This window comes from Pedobacter sp. Leaf216, assembly GCF_001421515.1.
In the GTDB taxonomy this organism is placed as follows: domain Bacteria; phylum Bacteroidota; class Bacteroidia; order Sphingobacteriales; family Sphingobacteriaceae; genus Pedobacter.
Genome location: NZ_LMKM01000023.1, coordinates 17,952 through 42,262, shown reverse-complemented (window position 1 = coordinate 42,262; position 24,311 = coordinate 17,952). Strand labels below are relative to the sequence as shown.

Here is a 24,311-nt window from a genome sequence, read left to right as displayed (position 1 = left end):
ACTTCTGAATTAACACCAAATTACTAATGAAAAGATTATTGCCGATTTTACTCGTACTGTTCACGCTTGTGGCATGCAAAAAGGAAAAACAGGGAAACTATTCTGAATCCATAACAAAAGGGGAAAAATGGGGAATACGGATTGGCAGTTCGCATTCGGAAGTATTCGCCCAGCTGCAGAAGGCGGGGCCTACACTTGATTTTCAGTATGTGTCGATTTTTGGCCATAAGCCTTTCACTTCGCCAGAGGCACTAAATCCGCTGCTCCCTTATTATTACGCTTTGACTATTTACAATAATACCGGTACGCTGGACCGGGCAGTATTGCTTTTTAGCGGAAATAAAATTGAGCAAATCGCTGTTGGAGGGGGGCTTACCACAGGGGTAACCAGATGGCCCGCCAACGCCGCAGATGATACAGCAATCAAAGTGGATGATCCTGTTTCAGCATTGGCTGCAAAACTGATCAAAATCCATCAGTTACCAGTCTACTCATCTTACGGTTTTGTGCTTTCTGACAAACCCTTGAACAAGCCATATGATCCTGACATGGATAATCAGGATGAGTGGCAGTTTGGCTTTTCAGACTTTGTCAACGCGAGCGTCACCGGAGCCTCGACTGTAACCCTGCATTTCAAAGCAGGTAAGCTCGAACGCATTGATCACGACTACCGCGAGGGGCAGATATTCAATTAAATTCTGATAATTCCATGGTATAGTAGTTTCTTTAAATCATTTAATAAGAATAATGAATTCTTGCAAACTGATCCTCTCGTCAATTGATCCTTTAAAATTAGTTATCAGTATAACCAAGATTGGCATTGTTAATATATTTGTTTACATTTTTTGGTGGTAATTTGGAGCGAGCAGTATAGACGAAATCTCCGCTGCCAGCTGATTTTTAATTAAGCTTTCCGAGCGTTATTTTAATCCCATAGTCCTCGTTCTTTCGGCTAACGGTTGAAATGAAACTTTTTGAATTAATCATTTTCAGCTTAAAAGTTTAATTCATTTTTCGGATTAATCTTTATTGATTGTGTGGCGTTGTAATAATTATTATCATTGCTTTAAGGAAACTTAAACTGATTACTCTTAACATACATGATGCGATGGTAAAAATGACAATAGTCTTCGTTCTTTTGGTTTCTGTACTGATTGGTAGCTGTAAGAAAGATAAGGTTGAAAATAATTTTAAATGTAAGGTAAATGGTGTGATTTGGCGGCCCGGTAATTCCGATCTTAAATATGGTAAGGAGGCTGAAGCGCACCTGATCGATGGAGGAAAAACATTTTTTGTTTCAGCCTACCAGCAAGGCTCCAGGCAGACAATTTCTTTTGCAATATTTTTGGAAGGAAAGGTGGTATCTGGAAATTATAATTTAAATGGGGTCAAAAATATAGCTGATTACCAGGACAATAATGAAAACCTTAAATTTACTGCCCAGTCAGGGTATACCGGGACCTTACAGATATTAACCCTGGACGAGCAGGCAAAAATCGTTACTGGGAGATTTTCTTTCAAAGCTCTGGAAAACAATACCAAAGCAGTTGTAGATATCTCTGATGGGGAATTCGACCTGGTCTATAAAACCTATTAGTCAATTCAATAAATAAACATCCTATAACAAACTCAAAGAATCGATCCTTGAGCGCTCATCAAAATTAAATTGCTCCTTTCCGCAGGTAGGGGTCTACCTTTGTGTTTTTGTGGGTAAGCTTGCGGCACACACCTATGAACGAAGTGCTGATTCAACAACGCTTTACCCAAACAACGCCGTTTCGACGACAAAGGTGCTTTACGATCGACTATTACCACTTTACCCGTCTTTAGAATTATACCGGGCAGGATGGGCAGTGAGTTGACCAGTTCAGCCTAATTTTATTAGGCTTATTATGGGTTGTACAACAGTATGAGCTCAATGGCGCTTATCAGACACAGGAGGAATTTTAGTCCCATTTTGACGTCAGTAACACTGGAGATGGCTTTGCACATCGGGAAGAAGGTTTGAGATGTATTGATTTTTTACCTGCTTAAGGGATGAAACCCTTAATAAAAAGAGGTGGCCCCAAAATTTCCATCGATCTTTTGGGGCCACCTCAATAATTTGCTTTGCAGCAGATGCTGAATTGAATTATTTCGCTAGTGAAGCTGTCTGTATCATGGATTCAGGAGTGTTCATTTCTGTTTTTAGGGCAGCAAATTTATCAAGGTTCAGTTTTTGTGTTTTACCCATCACCAGGCTGTGGCTTTTGGTGTCGCCCGATAACTTAAGATCTGAATTGTCTTCGATCACAGTATATAAACTTTCAGAATGTGAGTTTATTTTGGCGACCGCGTTTCCTTTAAGAAAAACCTGAAGATATTTTACATCCAGTTTGCCATCTGTTTTTACAACGGCGTCATCTGAGGCCTGAACACGGTAGATGTTTTTTACATATACAGTTATTTTTGCCGTACTTTTATCTTCTGAGCTGATCTTTAAAGCATATCCATCCTGAATCACTTTAACCTTTCCGTTATTGTCATCATTGTAGCTGACCCCTTCTCTTCCATTCTGGATTAGTGTAACTTCTATGTTTCCACTTACGATAAGTTTGTTAAAGTTGCTGGGTGCAGATATTTTAGCGGGCTGTTTCTCATTTGCTGAAACGTTTGTCGAGAAGATTAAAGAAGTTAAAACGATTGCTGCCAATAAAGATTTTGTTAGGGTTTTGATTGAGGTTTTCATGATGCTGTTGTTTTATATTTTAAATATTTTGTTTCTGTTTTAATGATAAGACGCAGCAAAGGTGGAAACGTTGCAGCAGAAAATTGCTTAATATACCAACGCGGGGTAATTATCGACGAACAGCTTTTAAAATCGGGCGAACAACTGTAATAATTTTGGTTTACACCTCCAACATTTGATTTGATGAATTTCCCTCGCCGGTATATGTGTAGGTGTTGATATGCGAAGCAATAAATGCTAAAGATTTGAAAAGACCTGTTATCAAAATCATAGTTGTGCAGCTCAAGGTTCCGGAATGACTTTGATTTAGAGTCTTTTATAAACAGAAAAACGGGAACTATCCAGTGGATAAGTTCCCGTTTATATAAAATATAAATTAAATTTTTGTTGATGAAGCGTGATTTCAAGGTTGCTCTTCACAATCCACGCTACCTAGCAGCTGGCTTTTTATAGCTGATGGCGGTTGAAATTTGCCCGGTCAATCTCTACAATTTCATCTTCAATCCTCAAGGCTGCCGGACTTCCGATAACGCGCCTGATTTCATCCTCGATCTGCGGGGTTACCTCGCCGATGATATATCTTGGCATTGCCCTGAACTGATCATGGTGAATATCGGGTAGAACAACCTCTTTTTTGTCTTCGGCTAAATTTGCAAGAGCGATCGGGATCAGCACAGCTTTCTCTTCAAGATCTTCACCCATATCTGCAAGTTCTACAATAACATACCTTACCGCGTTCTGCTCGGGATCAAACAGCAGATCGCGTACATTTCCAACCGCATCTCCGGCTTCGTTCCGCACCGGCCAACCTTTAATGTCAGCCTCGCCATCTGTTAACTGATAAATACTTTTTGAGAGTTCTTCTAAATTGCTGTATACAATAGTTCCTGAATCCATAAGTCGCTTTTTTTAAAAGGGCAATTAAATATTGCTCCTGTTTTTACAACAAGTTTATGGTAAGATGGTTTTCATACAATTCTCAGCTTCAATGAATTTATGAGTGATAAATGGGCTGTCATAGAGTATTATTTTTTGTCATAAATGACTCTCTTTTAGTCATTTGTTAAAGTTTTGGACTTTCTGCTAAAGAAATGGAATATGAGTGGAATTTTTTTTTTTTGAGATGTTTTTGACACTGTTTTTATTCTTTCTCGAACCCGTTCCATATGGTCATTTACGAAAATTCAGGCTTTGGGTTACCAACTGTAACTGACGAGATTTCTTTTAAAACTTTTGCGCTAAAAGGATGTTTGCCGATCAGCCATCTTTTGATCTCATCGGGATTGATGTCCAGCATGGCAGCTAAATCATCTTCGGACAGCCCCTTTTCAGACAGGATTTCTGCAGTTTGAGCTGCAAGTTGATGATTCATTTGCGTTAATTTCTCGATGGCCGGGTTTCCGGTTTCTCGAAGCCATATGGAGACAAAGTCGTTTTCTTCCATTTTATGGATGTATTGATTGGGTCAAGGATCTGTTGAAACCATGCTATGGCTCAACTTTAATTATTGGCGCAAATTTAAACATTAGCCCTGTTTTTGCAAATCAGCCTCTAAAATGTTTCCTGCGATAAGCTTTCCCTGATTGTACTGTAAACAAATATATCGGGCTATTCTAGTACTTTGAAAATCCGATTGATGAAAGTTGGGTAAGGGTTAGTCGCCCGCACGTCCACAAAAAAGATTCAGTACAGCCCCATTTTTAGAACGCTGATTTATTGCGGTGTTGATTTTCATCTGCCATTTTACGCAACTTGGTATTTCGAAGGATTCTTTAGAAAAGTACCCATCAATTATTTTGAAAAAACAAGCTATCCAATGTTAAATTTGTACGGGTAACATTTACGTATGCCAAAAATCTTGATATGATGAAACATTTCCAAAATTTACTGATTATTTTCTTCTTGTTGTTGTGCGGACAGGCTTTGGCGCAGGATAATGCGATCATAGTAGCCATCCGAAAGGAATATAATAGGATAAACGGGCTTAAGCTGAGCAAGCAGAATTATAAATATGAAAAGGAAGGGTGCGTGGAAGATGGAAGGGTGAATTATTTTTTTGAAGGTAAAAGCATTGTTAAAATAACCGAAGCAGGATCAATCGGTGATGGTTCATGGACGGCCAATTATTTCTACCATGCAGGAAAACCCATATTCTGTTATGAGTTGATTGAAGGCGGGCCGGCTGCGGGACCCGATATCAAAACCGAACACCGGATCTATATCAAAGATGGCCGGGCATACCGCGTAATGGAAGGGAAGAAGGTGATGAAAAGTGAGAATATATCAAAAGAACAGATCCAGCGCGCAAATAACATTTATAAGGCATATGCAACCAAAAAGTTTGCAGATGCACTTTGCTTTTAATACATAATTAGTAGTTAGCGGCATATGACAGCGCAGAACAATTATCTTTTTGAACCCGAGCCTGCCAGGTGGGGGCTAAGAGGAGACCCTTATTTATGGCAGGAGCTGAAAGAGGCAGCAGGGCAAATCGAAAAGATCATATCTTGTGAAGAGCTTGCTCATTTTTTATCATCAACTGTCGATAGAATTGTTGAGGATAAGTTAAAAAGTAAGGAAACGCATTACCTGGCGCGTTATGATCCCGGTAGTGGTATCTCAGGAGGAATGATCAGCTCGGAGTTTTGGCTTCATACCGCTTTCCCGTTGATCATGAGCCGGTTTCAATATAGGCAGAGAAGTGATTCGATCTGAAAAAATGATGAAGAATATACGATGAAACCCCTGCTGCCCGGTCAGCGGAACGCATCAAAGGATGAGGAAAGGATCTGTGCCACAGCTCGAGGGCAGGCTCTCTGGCGGTTTACATTTTCGGTCCTTTTTATATCTTTGCCTTAGATATGAAAACAGTTCAGAACCTGCTCGAAACCTTTGGGGATATTGATATCTACTTATTTGACCAATTGTTGAAAGGTACTTATTCCAACTGTGATACGGTGTTGGATGCGGGATGTGGTACGGGGAGAAACCTGATGTACTTCTTGAAAAACGGGTATCAGGTCTATGGAATCGATAGTAGTGCTGATGCCATAGCCCAGCTGCAGGTAAGTGCGGAACAGTTTTCAGCTACAGTTGGAAAAGACCGTTTTCAGGTATCACAGGTTGAAAACATGCCCTTTGAAAATGAAAAGTTTGATCTGGTTATCAGTAGCGCAGTGCTGCATTTCGCCGAAAGTCTGAAGCATTTTGAGGCCATGCTTGAGGAAATGTGGCGAGTGCTGAAGCCAGGAGGTTACTTTTTTTGCAGGTTATCTTCCGATATCGGTATTGAATCCTCAGTCCATTTTATCGGTAATGGAAGGTATATCATTCCCGATGGTTCCGAACGCTTTCTGGTCAATCAGGAAATGCTGATCAGGATGACCAATAAGCTGGGGGCCGCACTCCACGAGCCCCTCAAGACCACCAATGTACAGAATATGCGCAGCATGACCACCTGGTGCATCAAAAAATAAAAATTAGCTTAACTCGTTTATCGCATTTACCTAAAAAAATATCATAAATTTTAATTGCTATGGCCAGCATTACGCCCAACGAACTTGCACAGGTGGCAGAAAAACTGGAAAGTCTGTTAAAGAACTTTAATATTTCCCTCAAAGTCGGCCTTCCAAACATCATTGCCCTCCACTTGCCCGTTGATCTTACTTTTAAAGATGAAACTGCTATGGTAGAATTCGGTTACCAATCCCTTAAAGCCGCCGGGGTTCATCTGCATACCCAGCTTGAAATGGTTTTTATCGGCGCTGCTCAAAGCCCTGTCAGTATTCTTCTAAAGGGTACGCCCAAAATAGATATCAACTAGAAGCTATTTAAAGTTACGTGCAGGCGGAAAAACTGTGCCATCAGCCTGTTCTCTTTTCTGCGTACGTTTGTTTTCTGCAGGGAATGGCGAGCGTTCGTCTGCCCGCGAAAGTGTCAGCAGCGGCAGTTCTTCCTGTCCGGCATCGGTCAGCCCTTTCAGCATCCCAGTGAGATCAAAACACCGCTTGACAATTATATGCACTACCTCGCCCTCACGTTGCAGTTTTCCCTCAACCATCAACAGTCTTGCGCCTAAAATTTCCTTTCTGTACTTTTCAAAAAGCTGTTGAAAAACCACCAGATTGGCTACACCTGATTCATCCTCAATGGTAATAAAACATACCCCTCCGGCCGTTCCCGGACGCTGGCGCACCAGGACCAGCCCGGCGACTTTCACCAGCCTTCCGTCCCAGGATTCTGCTGATTCTTTGGTGGAAAGAATCTTCAGCAGACTTAGCTTTTCCCGCACAAAACTCACCGGATGTGCTTTGAGTGATAGCGCTGTTGTGGCATAATCCTGCACCACATGCTCCGAATCGCTCATTAACGGCAGTGACAGCTGTGGTTCCTTTTCGCTTTCAGAGGCCTGCTTTTCAAAAACGCCAGCGGGGCGGTCTGCCAGCGCCGAAACTTCCCAAAGTGCCTGCCGCCTGTCCATTCCCAATGAACGGAACGCATCTGCATCAGCCAGCCTTTCCAGCGTATTCTGGGATGCCCCGGCATCCATGATCTCATGTATGGTGCGGTATGGCTGCTTTCTTGCCTTGACAAGCAGTTCCATTTCCGCTGTAGCAATCCCCTTGATCTGCCTGAAGCCCAGGCGCAAGGCATGGTAGGTTCCGCTTTTTTCCTCTAGCAGGTTGTCCCAGGAAGAATAATTGACATCAATCGCCCTTACTTCAACCCCATGGTTCCTGGCATCGATCACGATCTGTGCCGGTTGGTAAAATCCCATGGGCATGCTGTTGAGCAGCGCTGCTGCAAATACATCGGGGTAATAACATTTCAGCCAGCAGGAGACATAAACCAATAATGCAAAGCTTGCTGCGTGGCTTTCTGGAAAGCCGTAACTTCCAAAACCCTCGAGCTGCCTGAAGATCCTCTTGGCGAAATCCTCGCTATAACCCCTTTCGAGCATCCCGTTGATGAGCTTTTTTTCAAACTGGTTAACCAGTCCCTTGAACTTGAAAGTGGCCATGCTCCGCCGTAGCGCATCAGCCTCGGCCGGGGTAAATCCCGCGGCTACAATGGCTATTTTCATGGCCTGTTCCTGGAACAGGGGTACGCCGAGTGTTCTTCCCAATATCTCTTTAAGCTCGGGTGAGGGGTATTCAATATTCTCCTCACCGTTCCGCCGCCTTAGGTAAGGGTGCACCATATCGCCCTGTATCGGCCCGGGACGCACAATGGCCACCTCGATCACCAGGTCATAAAAGCAGTTTGGCCGCAAGCGTGGCAGCATGGACTGCTGTGCCCGGCTCTCTATCTGGAAAACCCCAATGGTGTCGGCTTGAGTGATCATCTCGTACACCTTGGGATCATCCTCCTGGTTGATCCTGGCAAGGGTCAGGTCCAGATCATAATGTTTTTTGGCCAGATCAAATCCCTTCCTGATGCAGGTAAGCATACCCAGGGCCAGCACATCGATCTTAAGAAAGCCCAGCGCATCGATATCATCCTTGTTCCATTCAATGTTGGTACGGTGCGCCATACGGGCATTCAGGATAGGGCAAAGGTCGGTCAGTTTTCCACGGGTAATGACAAATCCGCCGGTATGCTGACCGAGTTGGCGGGGAAAACCCATCATCTGGCCGGTAAGCTGCAGCACTTTTTTCAGCAGCGGATCCTTTGGGTTGAGGCCGGCTTCCAGTATACGCGCCTCCTCGAACCATTCATCGGTAAATTCCCAGATTGCCCCTGATAATTTACTTACCGTGTCCACCGAAAGCCCCATTGCCTTGCCCACATCGCGGATCGCCCCTTTTTGATGCTGCTGGGTGACCGTAGCGACGATGGCAGCGCGGTCACGGCCGTATTTGCCGTAAATGTACTGGATCACTTCCTCCCTTCGCTCATGTTCAAAATCCACATCAATATCAGGAGGCTCGTTACGGGCCGAGGAAATAAAGCGTTCAAAGAGCAGGTCAAACTTGGTGGGGTTGACCGAGGTAATGCCAAGGCAATAACATACCGTGGAATTGGCAGCAGAACCCCGGCCCTGACAAAGGATGCCCTTTGAACGGGCAAACTTGACAATATCATATACGGTGAGAAAATAGGAAGCATAATTCATTTCCTCCATAAAGGCCAGCTCATAATTGATATTGGCCGAAATTTTCTCCGGTATCTCATCCCCGAACATCTCTCTGGCCCCTTTCCAGCTCAAGTAAGTGAGCTCCTGCTGGGGCGTACGGCTACCGGAGGTGATCTCCTCTGGATAAACATACTCCAGGCTGTCCAGAGAAAACCGGCAGGATTCTGCCAGCAGTACGCTGTTGGTGATTGCATCAGGATACTGCCTGAAGAGCCTGGTCATCTCTGCCTTGTCCTTTAAATGCCGCTCTGCATTTTGGTGGAGCAGAAAACCTGCGTTCTGGACCGTGCATTTTTCCCGGGTACAGGTCAGTATATCCTGTAGTTCCCTGCGCTGTGGATGATGATAATGCACATCATTGGTGGCAATAAGGGGAATGCCCAGCCCTTTGGACAACTGGTCGAGCCTGAAGAGCCTTTTATGGTCATCCCCTGTATACCCCCGGGTTGCAGCCAAAAAAAGATTATCCCCGAGTTTTGACCTGAAATCTGCCAATTGCGATTTAAATGCTGCTTCATAATCAAAAAGCGAATTTAATCCCTCCGGTGGGATCACAATAAACTTCATTCCCTGGCAATAATCAAATACATCGGCCTGATAAAGGTGGCAGCTGCCTTTTTCCGCGCGCATATTTCCCAGGCTCAATAACGCAGAAAGACGTCCATAGGCTGCCCTGTCTGTTGGATAGGCAAGCAGCGAAGGTGCGTCAAGCAGATCAAGCCTGCAGGCTGGGATCAGTTGGATGTCATGATTCCTGGCGGCCACATGCGCACGCACAATCCCCGCCAGGGTATTGCGGTCGGTAATGGCCAGTTTCTGATAACCCATCTGAGCTGCCTGATCGATGAGTTCCTCGGGATGAGAGGCGCCGCGCAAAAAACTAAAATTACTGGTGACCTGAAGCTCTATATATTCCATCCTTATTTAAGCAAAAAAACCATGTATAAACCATCCCGAGGTTTTCTCTGAGCTGTAGTGCCCGGACCTGAACAGCCAGTAGCGTTTTCCCTCAGCGTCCTCCAATTGATAATAATCCCGGTGCTCGCCTTCTTCCAGCCACCATTCCCGCTCAATGCGCTCAGGGCCGTCCGCCTTTTTCACCTGGTGGGTGATGCCCTGATAGCGGAAGAGCATTGGCGGATAATCAGGAATGGGCGCAGAAACCTGGACCGGTTCGGGTATGTTCAGCAGCTGTACCGGCCTGGGGCGGTCCGTCCGCCAGGGCAAAGAAAGCGGCTCAAGGAGCGAATCCACTTTTTTGATCGATCGTTCCGGCCAGTGATGGGGCTGGGGCAGGTAACGCTGAATGGCCTGGGGACCGACTTTTCCGGCAAGCCTATCCAAGAGTTCACACACCTTCTGATCTTCCATACCTTTTTCTGCCATCCATAAAGCTTCCTGCCGTGGATCCAGTGTCTCTACCTTTGCAGCATCCATGGTGAAAAGCTCAATCCCCATTTTAGGCTCAATCTGATCGATCTTCAATGAAAAAAGCTTGAAAAGGTGGCTGATATTTGCGCTTGGGCCATTGGTGCCGATCACGGTCCTGATCAGCTTTCCATCGATCCGGTAGCTTTGCAGCAAAGCGGACCGGATGCCCATGCCATCCTTTTTAAGATGGGCACAAAGCTGGGTCAGTAGTTTTTCAATGGCCAGCTCAATGCCTTTGCGCGTGCGGATCGGCTCCATGCTTTCCAGGCGGGCACTGTACACTTCGGGCAGGGCGATTGGGGAAAACCGCTCTTGCTTTTGCCCGAGAACCTGTTCGATCCTTTCCATGCTTTCCTCTCCGATACGTCTGCGCAGCACCGACCGGGGCATAGAGATAAAGCTCTCCACGGTCTTCAGCCCAAGCTTGATCAGCTTTTGACTGGCAAGGGGTGAAAGCCGGAGCGCCATCGGGGGCAGGGATAAAAGTGCGCTGAGTTCTTCACCGCTTTTAACAATGGGAGTGGTTTTACCGTAACGCGACACCGCCCATGCAGTTCCCATGGTATCCGATACAGCAGCCCTGACATAATAACCGAGCCCCCGCAGACGGTTCACAATCTCACGCAGGTATTCCCTTTCTCCTCCCCAGAGGTGAGCGCAGCCGCTGATGTCCAGGGTCAGGCCCTGGTCTTCCTCTATGGCGACCAATGGCGAGTACCGTATGCACCATTCCCCAATTGCCTTCAAGAGTTTTTCTGATTTATGGCTCTGGTTTTCGATCACTTCCAGACCGGGAACAATAGCCCTGGCGTCAGCCAGCGGCATGCCCTGATGAATACCGAGCAAAGCAGCCTCATGACTCACAGCGGTAATAATCATGCGGTTAGCAGCCTTGTCCGAAAAGACAAGCGGCAAAGCTTTAAGCGCTGGCCGTTTGATGCGGATCCAGTCCGTGAGCAGCGTAGAAAACCATATGGACATATATCTTTTCTGCATCATACCGCCTTTCTGATTTCTCCGGTATGGATAACCGTTTGGTTTAAAATATTAAAACTTCCCCCGCAGTATTCAACCGTCCAGTTGCCCGGCAACCCGTTCTTGATTTTTAGCAGCTCGACATTCCACTTTGGAAAGCCGAGTCCGGGCATGCCGTCAATTGCCCCGCTCGGCAGAGCTGAGATCTTCCACCTGGCCGCCGCCAGTGTGGAACTGAGTTTCTCCGCGTTTTTCCGGATGATAAAAGAAGTTACACGGCTTTTTTCAATCACCAGTTGCAGTCTTCTGCTTTGGGCAAAATTGAGCTCATCCAGTTCGGTGACCACTGCAGCAAGGCTTTCGCACTTTAAAGCCTCCTCGCTGGCCCACAATACATCCCTTTCACTTGAGAGGTCAATAAAGACGATGCGTTCCGGGGACAGCCCAAAAGTGATCATCGATGGGGGAAAGATTTTTCTCTGGGTACTGATCCACAGGCACAGGCCTCCCTTTTGCATCAGAGTGGAGAGCAGTGCAGAAATAAATCCGCCACTTGCCGCAGCATCCTCAAGGTTTGTGCTCAGGAATTCATGGATGGCAGCAAGGGGAAATACCTTGCCGGGAAAAGAGGCACTGATCTGGCCAAGGCCAAAGTCCATGGCAGGGCCATCTCCAATAGGCTTACAGCCCTGAAGGCTCAGGATCTGTTCCTGAAGCTTGCTAATGATATCCCTTTTAACTGCTGTCATTGCTTATCTCCCATTGCGCTGATAAAATGCCCATGCAACAGATGCAAAATTAAAACTAAAAATATTAGTAATTATAATTGTTAACAAAAATAACCTGAAACGGTTTAAAAGTCCTTTAAAGCCAATAAAGTTGTTGTAAAAATGTGGATAAATGCTAATTTAATTAGTAAAAAGAATTATATTTGTACTTTGAAAAGAAGAAAACATCCTGATTATGATCGAGCTGGAATATTTTTTTTGTGGTGAAAATGGTGAAGTGGAGGTTTATCAGCTGATCCGGTTTGGAGCAGGTGAGCCCTGGAGGATTGTGCTGGATGGGGAACTTCTTGGCAGTCTGGAAAATCTGAATGGCATATGGAGACAGCTGAGCGGTGATGAGCTCACGGCAGAGCTTTTTAAAGCACTGACCGGGCACATTGAGCATGGGTACTTCAACCGGTTGCCTGAAGAAATCTGCTCAAGATGGCCAGACCTGGTTGAAAAGGTGGTATTAAGGTGTGATGCAGATTATATGGTGATATGTAAGGAAGGTATCAGCTTTAAAAGCTTTGAACAGGTATTTTCAAAATTCATACCTGGCCTGCTCAAAGATGAATGGGCAGTAAAATTCCAGGTCTTCAGCCATGATTTTTGTGATGATTTCCTTTTAGAGGCCAGACCACTGGTGTATAAAAAACAAAAATTTGGCTGGCAAAAGGTGATCAGGTAATGGAACAGTTGAGCTTTTTTGGATATAGCGGGCAGACCCCGGGATTGCCTGCAGATGTGCTGGACTACCGACCGGGGTTTATTCATCAGTACAAAAGCGATTTTTTGCTTGAAACCCTTATTGATCGCACACCATGGCAACAGAAGCTGGTGAAGATGTATGACCGTGAGGTGCTTACCCCAAGGCTGACTGCCTGGTATGGGGACATGCAAGGGATAGATTATGATTCCCTTGGAAAATCCACCCCACTAGAATGGACACCAGAACTTTTGGAACTTAAAAAAATGGTTGAGCCCGTCTCGGGCATAACTTTTAATAGCGTACTGCTCAATTATTACCGTGACGGGCTGGACTCGGTCGCCTGGCACAGCGATAAGGAAACGGTCATGGGATCACACCCCATCATCGCCTCAGTTTCCTTTGGCTCGGTCAGGAGTTTTGATATCAGGAAAAAACAGGATCACCGGGAAAAGCATTCGGTCCGCTTGGAGCATGGCTCTTTATTGATCATGAAGGGGGATCTGCAAGCTCGCTGGGAGCACCGGATTGCCAAGACCACCCAAAAAACCGGTCCTAGGATAAACCTCACCTTTAGGAAGATTGTTGGCTGATGCTAAATCTGCCATCTTATCAGTATATCACCGGAACCGGGCAAATAAGCCTTTTATTGAAAGGCGATGCTATCGATGTAACGAATCTGATCGGATTTGATTTTCTTGAGCAGAATTTGGGAATTTTTGGATAAGTTTATCTATTCAAAATAGCGCCATTCTGTGATAAGGTGATATCATCAATGGAGCATGATATAAATTTGGAAAAATATGGTAGAGTTAGCTGGATTTGAGTTTTCACAAAGTGATGAGGATAAGCGGTTGAATACGGTGGAGCGTTATAAAACAGCAAGCAGTCCCTCTGAACATAGTTTAAAGGATTTCGCGGAGCTTGCTTGCCAGATTTTTGATCTGGATGGCTGTCTAATTGCTCTCATCGGTCAGAAAGAGATAATTTTCAGGGCCAATATCGGGTTCAGTAAGGAGAATTCAGAACCTAGATCGAATTCCCTGATCGGCCGGCTCCTGCCTGCAGAGACTGTAAGCATTATCGTCCAGGACAGTCAGGACATCAACTTTTCCCAGCTTGATACCAGCCACATCAGGTTTTTTGCAGGTGTTCCGCTGATTTCTCCGGACGGTGATAATATTGGGACACTCTGGATGATAAACCATGCCCCGGTCAGATTCAATCAGAAAAAACAGGGGTTGCTCGCCAAATTTGCTAAGGTGGTGATGGACAGGATGGGTTTATGGCTGGTTGCAGCAGAGGAGATTTCTTTAAAGGAGAACAATAAAAAGCTGGCCTCTGCTCACGAAAAGGCCGTTGAAAAAATGTCCCACCTTATTGCCTACCAGGAAGAGATTGCGCATGCCAACGTGGTGCTTGAGAAGGTGCTGGACAGTTTTGAAATGATATTTCTTAAGGCGCCGATGGCAATGGGGATATGCGCTGCAGCCCATAAGAATCTTTGGCAGGCCAATGAGGCATTAACCAGGCTGTTTGGAACAGAGACCATGGTTTTGGGTGAGCGGCTGGATAATCTGATACAGGATATAGACGGCCAGGATTTTATGAGGCTTTTGGAAGAGGTACGTCTTCAAAGGAAACCCTATCAGGCAAAGGAGGCCAAGCTGCTCATTCGGCATGGCGACGGGCAAAGACACATCTTTGCCAATCTTTCCCTGCAGCCCGTCGGCAGAATGGGGGATGAGCATGAGAATATCATGTTTATTATTGACGATGTCTCTGATCAGGTATTCCTTAGGCAGGTAGCCCAAGAGGCTAATGAAGTGCTCATCAACGCCATTGGTGATGCCGATCTGGGCTACACTGTAGTTGAATTCTCCACCGGGAAGATGAGCTCGAATGCCAGGCTTAAACGGAATTACGGATTTCTTGCTGACCAAGAATTCACTTATCCGGATCTGTTCGAGGCGATGTTGCCACAATACCGGGATCCCATTAAGCAAGCTGTGCAAAAGGCCATTTCCAATAAAAGTATCTATCAGGCAGAATACCAGGTGAGGTGGCCCGATGGTTCAGTGCACTGGGTTAGGGGCTACGGCAAACCAATGTATGATGCCAATGGAAATGCGACACATATTATCGGCTTAAACAAGCTCATCGATTCCACGCATCACAGTTAAGGATAAGCTTGGCTTAGAAGTTTTTGTTTCGATCATTATCATGCATTAGCCCTGTTTGTCAGGCTCGTAAAGCTGGATCATCGGGACGCAAAAGATCTCTGCAATTCGTGTTTTAAGATTTATCATCTCAGCACAACACCTCAACCAGGGATCTGATCCCCAATGGAACCACCAACAAAATCCCTGTCGCTATAAATGCAATTGCACTTATCCTCATTCTTGGGATAACTTACACTTCGGATTCTGGTCTGCTGGAATGAAAACGCCATGAATGTGATTTCTGAACTTCACCTCAATTCCTCCACACCGGCCGGTCATGCCTTTTTCAATCCGGGAGCGGATTTACCTTGGTTTTATGCGCTCGGTTTTCCAGGCGATCTCCGGAAGAAAACAGGCTCATGTTAAATCAATTCTCAGCGGATTTATGAATATATATATTCCGGTCCATTTCCTTTTTGGGGCAGCAAACCCCGGTCAGGAAAAGACTGCTCAATCATTTAAGCGCCGGATACTGTTGCGCCCTTTATTTTATTTCACCGGCATTTGGAAGGATGGCGGCAAGGAAGTATCCTCAGATGCCCAAAGTTTGTTCGGACGTTTTCCCATTACAAGTTCCAATTTTCCACCTTTCATTAAATCCTCATGGGAAAACCACGACTTGTTCCATACCTGCCCGTTCAATTTTGCCGATTGGATATATTTGTTTTCAGGCGCATAATTCAGGCAGTTCAGCTCGAATTTTTTACCATTCCCCAGATCAAGCGTGACATTTGCAAATGTGGGGCTGCCGATCACATACATGGGAAGGCCTGGGGTAATCGGGTAGAAACCCATCTGCGAGAACACCACAAAAGAAGTCAGGCCCCCACCGTCCTCATCACCAGGGATACCCATTAAATCATTACGGAACCATTGTGCAAGTAAACTTCGGACCCTTTTCTGCGTGCGCCAGGGCTGTCCCGCATAATTGTACAGGTAAGGGATATGCATAGCCGGTTCATTACCCATGGAAAACTGCCCTACATTGCCGGTATGATCGGGCAGCTGTGAATAAAAATCAAACCTGCTTTTGCCAAGCGGGGTATTGTACATTTTTTCAAGTTCATCGACAAAGGCCTGTTTGCCTCCGATCATATTCACCAAATCGCCCAGATTGTGCAGCACATCCCATCTGTATAGCCACCCGTTATTTTCATCATACGTTTCCCTTGCACCAAGCCCGCCGGAGAAACGGTAATCCAAAGGCTTAATAAAATTGCCCTGGGCATCCTTTGGATGAAAAAATCTTGTTTCGCTATTGAATACGGTGTGGTAGCTAGAGCTTTTATTCAGAAAATATTCTGCCTCATCGTTTTTGCCCAGTTGGCGGGCGATATTGCCCAGGCACCATTCATCGTAGACCGTACCGAGGGTTACCGCGATAGGCTGGCGTTTTTCAAAACCGTGGACTTCCGGAGCGGTTTCTTTTTGCCCCTGTGGCAAAGCCGGGAAATAGCCTTTATCCTTAAAGAACTGATCGAGAACCCCTGCTTTTTTTGATGACCATGGGGCAAGGGTTTTTTCGGTAATACCAGCTTTGCAATACTGGTAGGCCTCCTCCAGGTTAAAACTTCTCAATCCCTTGCTGTAGGCATCAATAATGGTCGCCACACCATGGTTACTGTTCATCCTGCGGCTGTCCCCGGTTACCTCGGGAAAGGTCGGCATCCAGTGGTCGCTCATCTGCTGGGCCATCCGCAGATAAGAATTGATCATATTGCCTTCCATTTTAGGCTCGATGATCACTCTCAGCGGGTGAGTTGCCCTATAGGTATCCCAAATCCAGTCGTCGGTAAAAAAAGGTATTCCGTTATCGGCATGTACTTTCCCGTCAAATGCACTGAAATATTTTCCGTCCTCGGATAAACTGATCATGCGTTCATAGGTACGGTAAAGGGAGGTATAAAATATGGTTTTGGCCGTTTCATCCGTTCCGCTTATCTGGATTTTTCCAAGGGTCGTATTCCAGATTGTCTTTCCGGTCTGTGCCACCTGATCCAAATTGTAATCCCTGATTTCCCGGCGCAGATTGTTTTTAGCCTGCTCTACACTGATAAAAGAGATGCCGTAACGTGCTTTGACCTGTCTGGTCTGAACCGGATATTTTAAAATCAGGTAAGCATCCCCTCCAGATGTGGACTGCTGCTTTAAGTCGATTGAGGAACCTTTCTGTGTGCCCGATTCAACAGGAGCCAGGTCGGTTTCGAAATAAAGGTAAACTTTGGTGTTATTGTCCAGTTTCTGAAAACCGCTCACCACATTCCCTTTAACTTCAAGTTCGCCGTCTCTGGTATTTACTACCAGATAGGCCGGAAGCGAACCTTGCGAAAAGTTGATCGCGTAAATCCCCGACTGGTGGGAAGGGGCAAACTGTACGTTTATGCCATAATCATCCAGGTCGACCTGGTAGTAGTAAGGCTTGATCACCTCGTTGTCATATCCGTAAGAGATAACATTCCGGGAATTTTTCAGATCGCCCTGGAAGGGACTGAGGTTAAAAGCAGAACTTCCCCTGTGGCTGGTGATCACAATGGGCAGGCCATCGATGGTGTTGCTTGTGAAATTATCGCGTTCGGGATAAACCCTTAACAGACTGTTTGGTAAATGAACGGTAGGATAGGTAGGAACAAGCAGATGGCTGATGTTTCCAATATATGGATTGACATAATCCACAGGTTGTTTTTTCCCCTGTGCGTGTGCGGAATTGATACTGATGGTGAGCAGGATGATCCCGCTCAGTAAGGAATTTATATATTTTTTCATGTCGGCAGTTCCATCGGATGTGGCAAACATAACATTTTTTGAAAAAGATTTGCAGTCACCGGCAAATTCTGAATGTATTATTCGTGATGTAGTCTGTTTACAGGTATAGAAAATCACTAAATCGATTTATCCTAAAATATTACAAGCAAAAAAAAGAGCGGTGGGAACAAGTCTCACCGCTCTTGAAAATTTATTTTTTATTGACTACTTTGCTAAAGAGGCAGTTTGTACGGTGCCGGTTGCAGGTGCGGTCATTTCTGTTTTTAATGCAGCAAATTTATCCAGGTTTAATTTTGGCGTGTTTCCCATTACTACGATGTGGTTTGCTGTTTTACCGGTTAATTTCAGGTCTGCGCGTTCTTCCATTACAGTATACAGGCTTTCTGTATTTGAGTTGATTTTTGCAGCCGCATTTCCTTTTAAAAATACCTGAAGATATTTAACATCAAGTTTACCATCTGTTTTTACCACAGCATCATCAGATGCCTGTATGCGGTAAATGTTTTTTACATTGATGGTGATCTTTGCAGGGCTGTCATCTGCAGAGGTGATTTTTAAGGTTGATCCGTCCTGGATCACTTTCACTTTTCCGTTGTTGTCATCGTTATAGCTGACGCCTTCTCTTCCGTTCTGGACCAAGGTCACCTCTACGTTTCCACTTACCATTACTTTGTCGAAGTTTTTCGGAGCGGAGATTTTAACCGGTTGTTTTTCTTCTGCTGATACGCTGGTAGAAAAGATTGAAGCGCTTAATACTACAGCTGCCAATAATGATTTTGTTAGGGTTGTAATTGAAGTTTTCATAATGCTTTTATTTATATGTTTATAAAATGTTTTTGTGATTGTTTTGATAATGAGACGCAAGTAAAGGCAAAACGTTGCAGCGGTATTTTGCGCATTATACCAACGCGGTGTATTTCTCGACCAACTGCTTTTAATATTCGTCCAAAAACGGTTCATTTTTGATTAAATGTTTTCTTTGGCATTCGCTATGCAAAGTTAATGGGCGGATTCTTATTGCATCTAGCATTATTATTATCAATGCGTTAACAAATGATCAGATCCTGCATAGCGTTCTGTTGCCTTTGGCCGGATCGCGGACATTTAATTAACATTGAGTAAACAACTGCTTAAAGCATGTTTGATACCTTTGAGCCGACAGGCTTTTTGGTCTGACTGATCCATTATGAAAAACCATTACCGCATACCTTGCAATATATTGTTGCTCTTATTCTTTACTTCTGCCTGTTTTGCGCAGTCCCCGGCCGGAAAGCTTAAGGCTGTTTTCCAACAAAAATCCAAAACAATACTTGTGGCCTCGCATAGGGGCGACTGGAGAAATGCACCTGAAAATTCCATGCAGGCACTCTCCAACAGTATTGAAAAAGGATTTGACCTGATGGAGCTTGATGTAAAAATGAGCCGGGATAGCGTAATGGTTGTCATGCATGACAATACCATAGACAGGAGTACCAACGGTAAAGGGAAGGTAGGGGATTATACCCTGGAAGAGTTGAAAAAGTTCAGGCTTAAAAACGGTCTGGGACGCGTGACCGGACACCAGATCCCTACCTTAAGCGAGATGATGCTGGCCGCCAAAGGCAGGATACTGATCAATGTGGACAAAGGAAATGATCACCTTGATCTGGTATTCAAAGTGCTCGGTGAAACTTCAACGCTCGATCAGGCAATCGTTAATGTTGGTGATGATATGCCTTACGCAGCACTGAGGGCAAAAAATAACATTCCCAAAGATGCTTACCTGATGGTGGTGGTGAATGCAAAAAATAAAGACATGCAAGCCCTGATCAATTCCTATGCATCAAATAAAAAAACGGTCATCCAGCCCATTTTTGACACGGATACTTTGGCCAATCTTAAATATTTCAAAGAAAGCAAACATAACCACCTGATCTGGTTGAACAGCTTATGGCCCTCGCTAAATGGAGGCCATGATGATGACCGTGCCGTAGAAAAGAACGAGAAGGAAGAAAGTTGGGGGTGGCTTATTGCCTACAAGCCTGTTTTTCTGCAGACGGACAGACCGGCTGAACTGCTGATCTATCTGAAAAAAAAAGGGCTTCACCACTAATTATCCCATAGCCTCTACCTGTACGTTGACCGCTAAATCTAGGGCGGTAATGAAGCCGCTGATCAAAGGAAATCACGGTTACAGTTATACCGGAATTGGAAAATGCACCAATAAGGCTTGATATCCCTGCTTATCGAAATGATTTTTCAGGATCTGACTGCTAGCAAAAATAACCGGCTTTATAGGTTCCGGTAATGATGGCCTGTTTATCCGTGCCGTGGAAAAAAAGATACTGTATTAAACTTGTGGAAGCATCAGCAGAAATGGATTTTAAAAAAGTATATCCCTTTGCTGAAAGTCAGCAGGTCCTGTTGCGGGGGGAAATGGAAGGGGAATCCCCGGCCGAAGGAGCTGCCTTTTACCCAGCGGAATGATCCAACAGCCGCGGAGGAAAAATATTGATTACCATTCTTTCAATTGAATGTAAAATACAATGGGCAGTGAAACAATTCTGTCCCTTTGCAGGTAATACCTGGTATTAATTTAAAATCAAAAGAACGTCCATATGGAATATAGAAGATTGGGAAAATCAGGTTTGCAGGTGAGTGCACTGGGGCTGGGAAGCTGGCTTACCTTTGGTGCACAGATCAGTGATAAGGTTGCTGATGAGCTGATGGGGATAGCATATGATGCAGGTGTCAACTTTTTTGATAACGCAGAAGGCTATGCAGAGGGTAGGTCAGAAACCGTTATGGGAAAGATCCTAAAGTCTCAAGGGTGGGACAGGGAGTCATTTGTGGTATCCAGTAAAGTGTTCTTCGGAGCTGAAAACAAAGGCGTCAATCAGACGGGACTTTCACGTAAGCACGTTACTGAAGCCTGCCATGGAGCATTGAAACGCCTTCAGGTAGATTATCTGGATTTATACTTTTGTCACCGACCGGATAAAAATACACCCATTGAGGAAACTGTCCTTGCGATGAATACTTTGATCCAACAGGGAAAGATCTTGTACTGGGGAACTTCGGAATGGAGTGCTGCTGAAATTACCGAGGCCATCGCCATTGCGAAAGATTACCGCATTGCAGGTCCGACAATGGAGCAGCCTCAGTATAATCTTTTTGAAAGGAAGAAGCTAGAGGATGACTTTTTGTTGCTTTTCAGGGATCACGGTTTGGGAACAACCATATGGTCGCCCTTAGCATCCGGTTTGCTATCAGGAAAGTATACCAAGGGAGATGTGAAGGACACCCGTCTGGCAGATGCGAAACTGGGCTGGCTAAAGGATAATGTGCTGCAGGCAGACAGGCTCGAGAAAGTGGAAAAACTGCAGGAAGTTGCCGATAAACTAAATGTATCACTGGCCAAGTTTTCGCTCGCCTGGTGCCTGAAAAACCCGAATGTAAGTTCTGTGATTTTGGGGGCTTCAAAAGCAGAGCAGCTGAAGGAAAATCTGACCGCTCTGGAAGTTGTACCGCTTTTGAATGATGAAATTTTGGAGCAGGTTGAACAGATTATGGATACAAAACCCAAACTGCCACAGTTTTAAGCAGGGGTCAACACCAGGATTTTGCCGGATAAGCACAATAGCAACTATTTCTATTGTGCTTTTTTCTTTATACGTCAAAGTCAATATCCCGCCTTATTGAACTCTAAGGCTGTTTCGAAAAAAAATCGTTGGGTATTGTTATGGGTATTGTCAAAGAAAGAATTACAGATGTCAAACCTTTGTACTGTCCGCGCCGGCAAACACTTTGCTGCTGGCAGCGTACCAAAGGTCTTTGACATGCGGGAACGAAACATTATCCTTGCTGCGGCAGGAAATTTTGCGAAGCCTTGAGATGACGTCAAAAAGGTGAAAGCGCATTGGCAGGCCCATGGGGCCCGGTCCGTAGGGGCCGACGCGGGTAGTTCCGGAACAAAATAAGCAATTCGGGTAAGTCCCGGAGATATAGTGGGCAGGCGCATGGCGTTATGCCCATTTTTTTTCCCCCCTTCCGGCGTCGCGCGGGCATTTATCCTTCCGTTACTGCTTTCTATGAATAGTAGGTGCAAATGATTTCACCAGCTAAATCACAGAAGATGGAAGTGAACCGCTTTGACCTTAAGGAGATCAGGGAGCATACCGATCTGGTCTCGCTGCTTTCAAAACTCGGCCATGAGCCCATCAGACGCTCTGGCGGAGAACTTTTCTATCTTTCCATGCTCAGGGAAAGCGATACAACCCCTTCATTCTGCGTCAATGAAAAGCTCGGCCTGTGGTATGATCACGGACTGGCCAAAGGAGGGACGGTAATTGATTTTGCAATTGCTTACTGGAGCGGCTGCAGTTTCCGGGAAGCCATTGAAAAGCTGTCCGGGGTTACCCTGGGCATCAGCTCACCTCCCCGCCAGGGAAAGCGCAGCCAGACTGAGCTGCCCCTGCGGCAACCCTCTTACCAGATCCGTGAAGTCAGGGAAAAAATCACAAATCCATCAATCAGTGCTTATCTGGCACAGCGCGGTGTGCTGGAGGTGGCAACCCCTTATATTAAAGAGGTTTATTACAGCATAAAAAAAGAGGATGGTAAACGCATGGAACGCTTTGCTGCGGGATGGGAGAATGATCGTGGCGGCTGGGAGGTGAGAAACAGTTATTTCAAGGGATGCCTTGGAAAAAAATCAATGCAGTTCATTTCAGGGGATGACCGCCTGGCGGTATTCGAGGGAATGATGGATTTTTTGAGCTGGAAACTTGAGCACCCCGGCGACCGCGCCAGTGTGCTGATCTTGAACTCGGTTGCTTTTTTAAAACCGGCAATGCAGTTTGCCAAAGACTTTTCAGGTATTGAACTTTTTTTTGACCATGACCCGTCGGGAGAAAAAGCCACCGCGGAATTTCTCAAAACCTTGGCCCGGGCCACCGACCGCTCCGATTTATATCTGGGATATAACGATTACAATGAAAAAATCCAGCAACTGATCATCAGCAGGAAGGCAGCGGAGTTTCCTGCTCAGCAAAGCAAGCCTCCGCTAAGGCGCTGGTGAGCAATCCTTTTGCCTGCCGTATTAGGCTTTCATGCCTAAGGGCTGGGTTATAGGCTGTTTTCCCCCGGTCGGAGATACCGCATCATAAAATCCAAAAAACGATCAATTATGGCAAAAAGAAAAGAAGGCGGCCGCAGGGCCAATCTGATCCGTTGCTATCTGACGGATGGAGAATATAGCAAACTCTTATCCTATACCACCTCGATGAACATTTCGGTTTCCGATCTGATCAGGGCAAAACTCCTTTACAGCGGCATGCTCGATGTGGATCCTGCCAAGCTGCTGGAGGTCTTTATCCAGATCGCAAAGGATATCGCCCGGATCAGGTCCGATGTATCGGGTATCTACGAAATACTTGGCCAAGAGAAAGGGGCAGTATCAGTGGAATATCTTCTCATAGAATTAAGGGGCGCTCTGATGGAATCCCAGGCGGATACCGCCTGTCTGGAAAAGGCCATCAGGATGATGCTCATCAGGATGGACCGTAAAGAAAAAATGTTGTGATGCCATGATTGTAAAGCTTTTTACCACCTCGTTGCGTTTCTCTGCCATCCGTTATAACATGGATAAAGTCCATGCGGGGGATGCAGAGCTTTTGTGCAAGAGAAACCTGGAGCTGCTGGATTTTTATAGCAGGGTCAGCATTTCCGATTTGGAGCATTATTTTGGTGCAATGGCCTCTTTAAACCCGGTCAGCCGTTTTGATCAGTTTCATGCGGTCATATCCACCCGTGGGACAGCGGCAGATAAGCACGCCCTGCTCGGCATTGCAGAAAAATGGCTCACTGAGATGGGTTACGCGCAGCAGCCCTACCTGATTTTTTTTCATACCGATACCGCTAACCGGCACTTGCACATCGTCTCTACAGATGTCCGCACCGATGGCACAAAGATTTCCGATTCTTTTGACCGCGTCCGCGCAATTTCCCAGCTGAACAGACTTTGCGGCATCGATGAGGCAGCAGCATTTAAAAGGGATATCCAGCGGTTGCTTGACTTTCGCTGCAGCAGCATCGCCCAGCTAAAGGTGCTTTTTGAAAAAAGCGGTTACCGTTTCTTTTTGTACAGGCATGATTTTTTGGTGCGCAGGTATGGAAAGACCCTGATGCGCATCAATTCAGCTGAACTGATCTCTGGACTGCAGCGCGGAGAGCGCGAAAGAAAAAGAGCAGCGGAAATCCGTGAGCTGATTTTGGGGGCGATGCAGCTGCACAGCGGGAAGACAATGGCGGTCTATCAAAAAGGAGCGGGGCACGGCTCGAAAAAGCTTAAGGCCTTCCGCTCGGATCTGGCCGATTTTCTTTCCAGGGCCGCAGGCATTGAAATCTGTTATCTTTTTTCATCGGGCTCAGTCAAGGGTATCGTGCTGATCGACCACGCTCATCACCAGCTGTTTGACGGTGAGGAGATTATGGCGCTTTCTAAGTTTATTTCCTCACCTGTTACTGATAGGGGCATGGTGCCCGCTGCCAGCTCTAAACGCTGACCAAAAGCTTTTCTAATCCGCACATTTTCTTAATC

At 45.5% G+C, this 24,311-nt stretch carries 22 protein-coding genes; 14 read left to right on the top strand and 8 right to left on the bottom strand.

Features of this window, described 5'->3' with window-relative positions; genetic code table 11:
- Positions 1–26 precede the first annotated feature (26 nt).
- Both ASE74_RS15640 and ASE74_RS15635 read left to right on the top strand, forming a co-directional pair.
- Positions 27–695 carry a hypothetical protein gene (locus ASE74_RS15640; RefSeq protein ID WP_055911016.1) on the top strand — a complete coding sequence of 223 codons (669 nt, stop codon included), beginning with the start codon at positions 27–29 and terminating at the stop codon, positions 693–695.
- Between the two features lie 422 nt (positions 696–1,117).
- Positions 1,118–1,597, top strand: a complete 480-nt coding sequence (locus ASE74_RS15635; protein WP_157255448.1) for a DUF6252 family protein — start codon at positions 1,118–1,120, stop codon at positions 1,595–1,597.
- 534 nt (positions 1,598–2,131) lie between these two features.
- Here ASE74_RS15635 and ASE74_RS15630 read toward each other — a convergent pair.
- The 3 genes from ASE74_RS15630 to ASE74_RS15620 form a co-directional block, all read right to left on the bottom strand.
- Complete coding sequence (locus tag ASE74_RS15630; protein ID WP_055911012.1) at positions 2,132–2,728, bottom strand: GIN domain-containing protein; 597 nt, start codon at positions 2,726–2,728, stop codon at positions 2,132–2,134.
- Positions 2,729–3,175: 447 nt separating this feature from the next.
- Positions 3,176–3,625: a PRC-barrel domain-containing protein gene (locus ASE74_RS15625; protein ID WP_055911011.1), complete on the bottom strand. Its 450-nt coding sequence runs from the start codon at positions 3,623–3,625 to the stop codon at positions 3,176–3,178.
- 277 nt (positions 3,626–3,902) lie between these two features.
- Positions 3,903–4,172 (bottom strand): helix-turn-helix transcriptional regulator, encoded by a 270-nt coding sequence (locus ASE74_RS15620; RefSeq protein ID WP_055911009.1) that lies wholly within the window; start codon positions 4,170–4,172, stop codon positions 3,903–3,905.
- A gap of 419 nt (positions 4,173–4,591) precedes the next feature.
- On the opposite strand from ASE74_RS15620, the gene ASE74_RS15615 reads away from it, so the two are divergent.
- The 4 genes from ASE74_RS15615 to ASE74_RS15600 all read left to right on the top strand — a co-directional run bounded on the left by ASE74_RS15615 (position 4,592) and on the right by ASE74_RS15600 (position 6,551).
- Positions 4,592–5,092: a hypothetical protein gene (locus ASE74_RS15615; RefSeq protein ID WP_157255447.1), complete on the top strand. Its 501-nt coding sequence runs from the start codon at positions 4,592–4,594 to the stop codon at positions 5,090–5,092.
- Between the two features lie 24 nt (positions 5,093–5,116).
- Complete coding sequence (locus ASE74_RS15610; RefSeq protein ID WP_055911004.1) at positions 5,117–5,443, top strand: hypothetical protein; 327 nt, start codon at positions 5,117–5,119, stop codon at positions 5,441–5,443.
- 146 nt (positions 5,444–5,589) lie between these two features.
- The gene (locus tag ASE74_RS15605) at positions 5,590–6,204 is read left to right on the top strand and encodes a class I SAM-dependent methyltransferase (RefSeq protein ID WP_055911002.1); all 615 of its coding nucleotides are present in this window, start codon (positions 5,590–5,592) and stop codon (positions 6,202–6,204) included.
- A 59-nt stretch (positions 6,205–6,263) separates the two neighbouring features.
- Positions 6,264–6,551, top strand: coding sequence for a hypothetical protein (locus ASE74_RS15600; RefSeq protein ID WP_055911000.1), 288 nt, complete (start codon positions 6,264–6,266; stop codon positions 6,549–6,551).
- Positions 6,552–6,554: 3 nt separating this feature from the next.
- Here the strand turns inward: ASE74_RS15600 and ASE74_RS15595 are convergent, their stop codons facing one another.
- Genes ASE74_RS15595 through ASE74_RS15585 form a run of 3 tightly spaced genes read right to left on the bottom strand, consistent with a single transcriptional unit; the run spans position 6,555 to position 12,019 of the window.
- Entirely contained in the window at positions 6,555–9,782 is a 3,228-nt protein-coding gene (locus tag ASE74_RS15595) for an error-prone DNA polymerase (protein ID WP_055910997.1), read from the bottom strand.
- Between the two features lie 6 nt (positions 9,783–9,788).
- The gene (locus ASE74_RS15590) at positions 9,789–11,294 is read right to left on the bottom strand and encodes a DNA polymerase Y family protein (RefSeq protein WP_235526113.1); all 1,506 of its coding nucleotides are present in this window, start codon (positions 11,292–11,294) and stop codon (positions 9,789–9,791) included.
- The gene (locus ASE74_RS15585; RefSeq protein ID WP_055910995.1) at positions 11,291–12,019 is read right to left on the bottom strand and encodes an ImuA family protein; all 729 of its coding nucleotides are present in this window, start codon (positions 12,017–12,019) and stop codon (positions 11,291–11,293) included. Before ASE74_RS15585 ends, ASE74_RS15590 begins: the two co-directional genes overlap by 4 nt.
- 214 nt (positions 12,020–12,233) lie before the next feature.
- Here ASE74_RS15585 and ASE74_RS15580 point away from each other — a divergent pair, with 214 nt between their 5' ends.
- The 3 genes from ASE74_RS15580 (at position 12,234) to ASE74_RS15570 (ending at position 14,929) form a co-directional block, all read left to right on the top strand.
- Positions 12,234–12,728 carry a hypothetical protein gene (locus ASE74_RS15580; protein ID WP_055910993.1) on the top strand — a complete coding sequence of 165 codons (495 nt, stop codon included), beginning with the start codon at positions 12,234–12,236 and terminating at the stop codon, positions 12,726–12,728.
- A complete protein-coding gene (locus ASE74_RS15575) occupies positions 12,728–13,339 on the top strand; it encodes an alpha-ketoglutarate-dependent dioxygenase AlkB (RefSeq protein ID WP_055910991.1) in 612 nt (203 codons plus the stop codon). The genes ASE74_RS15580 and ASE74_RS15575 overlap by 1 nt, the downstream gene beginning before the upstream one ends.
- A 210-nt stretch (positions 13,340–13,549) precedes the next feature.
- Positions 13,550–14,929, top strand: coding sequence for a PAS domain-containing protein (locus ASE74_RS15570; protein WP_055910989.1), 1,380 nt, complete (start codon positions 13,550–13,552; stop codon positions 14,927–14,929).
- Between the two features lie 528 nt (positions 14,930–15,457).
- Here the strand turns inward: ASE74_RS15570 and ASE74_RS15565 are convergent.
- Both ASE74_RS15565 and ASE74_RS15560 read right to left on the bottom strand, forming a co-directional pair.
- The gene (locus ASE74_RS15565) at positions 15,458–17,761 is read right to left on the bottom strand and encodes a GH92 family glycosyl hydrolase (RefSeq protein ID WP_235526112.1); all 2,304 of its coding nucleotides are present in this window, start codon (positions 17,759–17,761) and stop codon (positions 15,458–15,460) included.
- A 174-nt stretch (positions 17,762–17,935) separates the two neighbouring features.
- The gene (locus ASE74_RS15560; protein WP_157255446.1) at positions 17,936–18,535 is read right to left on the bottom strand and encodes a GIN domain-containing protein; all 600 of its coding nucleotides are present in this window, start codon (positions 18,533–18,535) and stop codon (positions 17,936–17,938) included.
- A 382-nt stretch (positions 18,536–18,917) separates the two neighbouring features.
- On the opposite strand from ASE74_RS15560, the gene ASE74_RS15555 reads away from it, so the two are divergent.
- The 5 genes from ASE74_RS15555 to ASE74_RS15525 all read left to right on the top strand — a co-directional run bounded on the left by ASE74_RS15555 (position 18,918) and on the right by ASE74_RS15525 (position 24,276).
- Positions 18,918–19,823 carry a glycerophosphodiester phosphodiesterase family protein gene (locus ASE74_RS15555; RefSeq protein WP_055910985.1) on the top strand — a complete coding sequence of 302 codons (906 nt, stop codon included), beginning with the start codon at positions 18,918–18,920 and terminating at the stop codon, positions 19,821–19,823.
- 505 nt (positions 19,824–20,328) lie between these two features.
- Positions 20,329–21,312, top strand: a complete 984-nt coding sequence (locus ASE74_RS15545) for an aldo/keto reductase (RefSeq protein ID WP_055910982.1) — start codon at positions 20,329–20,331, stop codon at positions 21,310–21,312.
- 533 nt (positions 21,313–21,845) lie between these two features.
- Positions 21,846–22,790 (top strand): toprim domain-containing protein, encoded by a 945-nt coding sequence (locus ASE74_RS15535; protein ID WP_162235817.1) that lies wholly within the window; start codon positions 21,846–21,848, stop codon positions 22,788–22,790.
- 108 nt (positions 22,791–22,898) lie between these two features.
- On the top strand, positions 22,899–23,294 hold the full coding sequence (locus ASE74_RS15530) for a hypothetical protein (protein WP_055910975.1): 396 nt from the start codon (positions 22,899–22,901) through the stop codon (positions 23,292–23,294).
- 4 nt (positions 23,295–23,298) lie between these two features.
- A complete protein-coding gene (locus tag ASE74_RS15525) occupies positions 23,299–24,276 on the top strand; it encodes a relaxase/mobilization nuclease domain-containing protein (protein WP_055910973.1) in 978 nt (325 codons plus the stop codon).
- Positions 24,277–24,311: the final 35 nt, after the last annotated feature.